Source organism: Longimicrobium sp. (genome assembly GCF_036387355.1).
Lineage (GTDB): Bacteria > Gemmatimonadota > Gemmatimonadetes > Longimicrobiales > Longimicrobiaceae > Longimicrobium.
Genome location: NZ_DASVTX010000424.1, coordinates 1 through 1,756 on the forward strand (window position 1 = coordinate 1; position 1,756 = coordinate 1,756).

3 protein-coding genes are annotated in these 1,756 nt (G+C 71.2%); 2 read left to right on the forward strand and 1 reads right to left on the reverse strand.

The window, feature by feature from the left end:
- A partial coding sequence (locus VF665_RS18535) for a hypothetical protein (protein ID WP_331054942.1) occupies nt 1-315 on the reverse strand: 315 nt, incomplete at its 3' end.
- Nucleotides 316-766: 451 nt separating this feature from the next.
- Between VF665_RS18535 and VF665_RS18540 the strand changes: the two genes are divergently transcribed.
- Together VF665_RS18540 and VF665_RS18545 are read left to right on the forward strand one after the other, a co-directional pair.
- Nucleotides 767-1,558 carry an SDR family oxidoreductase gene (locus VF665_RS18540; RefSeq protein ID WP_331054943.1) on the forward strand — a complete coding sequence of 264 codons (792 nt, stop codon included), beginning with the start codon at nt 767-769 and terminating at the stop codon, nt 1,556-1,558.
- A gap of 8 nt (nt 1,559-1,566) precedes the next feature.
- The coding region (locus tag VF665_RS18545) for a hypothetical protein (protein WP_331054944.1) at nt 1,567-1,756 on the forward strand (190 nt) is incomplete at its 3' end.

The window sequence follows — 1,756 nt, forward strand, 5'->3', positions numbered from 1 at the left end:
GTGCGCGAGCAGTCGAGCGCCGTCTGACAGCACCGCTGCATCCAGGAGGGCCCCGGCCTGCCCCACGAGCAATTCGGCGCGCCCGGAATCGCCGCCGCGCGATGCCCGGAGCCCTTCCTCGCGATGCACGCCGATGGCGCGAAAAGCATGGAAGTCCGCGGCGGGCAGCCACGCGTCCACCATCTCCGTGATCCGCGGCACCCCGGCGAACGAGGCCGCGCCTACCCCGCCCGAGCGCACCACCTCCGCGCCGCGCCGGAAGCGGTTGACCATTTCGTCAACCACCGGGTCCAGGCTGGCCGGACGAGAAGCCACAGGCGCGGAACGGCTCGCGTTCACCATGGGAGGCCGGGGGAGAAGGAGGCTGCAGCGTGGACCCCGATCCAACAATCTGTGCTGCCGATGGCCGGATCTGTATCGATCAACCCCGAATCCCCGGTCCGTGTTCCAGAAAACCATCGGCAATTACATGCACGCCGACCTTACGGACGGCTCTGGCGATTGTTTCATCCGTGAGCCGCCGTCCCGCCTTCCGCCGCACGAACCTCTCTGCACACGCCGTACGGCGAGGATTCGGCGACGTCGGTAAAGCATGTTGTTCCCATACCCGCGTACTCCGTGACCCCGCGCCCTTTGCGTGGGAGCAGTTCCTTCAGCGTCGCAGCCCGCGCCAGAGCGGGGAGAGAACGCACCGGATTGATCCCGCACCCGCGGCGCGCCATATTCGGCCGGGCACACACGATCCACCGACCATCCGCAGGATCGCATGGAACTGGGGCTCAAGGACCGCGTCGCCATCGTCGCGGGGGGCAGCATGGGGCTGGGCCGCGCAGTGGCGCGCGAACTGGCGCGGGAAAAGGCGCGCGTCGTGATCACCGCGCGCAACGAGGCGCGGCTGCAGAAGGCCGCGGAGGAGCTGCGCCGCGAAACGGGCGGCCAGGTGCTCGCCATCCGCGCGGACATGACGAGCCCGGCGGACATCCGTGCGCTCGTGGAGCAGACGGCGGAGCGCTGGGGCGGCGTGGACATCGCCCTGGCCAACGCGGGCGGCCCGCCGGGGACACGCTACGAGTCCACCAGCGCCGAGCAGGTGGAGCGCGCCGTGGAGCTGAACCTGATGAGCACCGTGCGGCTGGCGCAGGAGGTGACGCCGTACATGAAGCAGCGGCGCTGGGGCCGTTTCATCGCCCTCACTTCCGTGGCGGTCAAGCAGCCGCTGCCGGGTCTCATCCTTTCCAACACGGCGCGCGCGGCGGTCGTGGGCTGGGTCAAGACGATGGCCACGGAGCTGGCGCCCCACGGCGTGACCTGCAACGTGGTGGCGCCGGGGTACATGCGCACCGGGCGGGTGGAGGAGTTGGCGGCGGAGCGCGCGGAAAACGAGCAGCGGCGCCCCGAGCAGGTGCTGGCGGAAATGAGCGCGCGCATCCCCGCCGGGCGCATGGGCGAGCCGGAGGAGCTGGCGGCGCTCGTCGCCTTCCTGGCCTCGGACCGCGCGGCGTACATCACGGGGACGACCATTCAGGTGGACGGCGGCTTCGTCCAGGGACTGTTCTGACCGCCGCGATGCGCGTTTCCACCCCTCTGCTGATCCTCGCCGCGCTCACGGCTGCGCCCGCCGCCGCGCAGGCCCCGTCCGCCGGCCTCCGTCCGCCCACCACCTGGGCGGACTGCGGGCTCACGGACCTGGAGCGGCTGAGGCGCAATCCCAGCGCGGCGGAACTGCGCTGCCGCTTCGGCGCGCAGGGGCCGGGCA

Coding starts and splice junctions, on each gene's coding strand:
- VF665_RS18540 (WP_331054943.1), top strand. CDS start 767: ATGGAACTGGGGCTCAAGGACCGCGTCGCCATCGTCGCGGGGGGCAGC.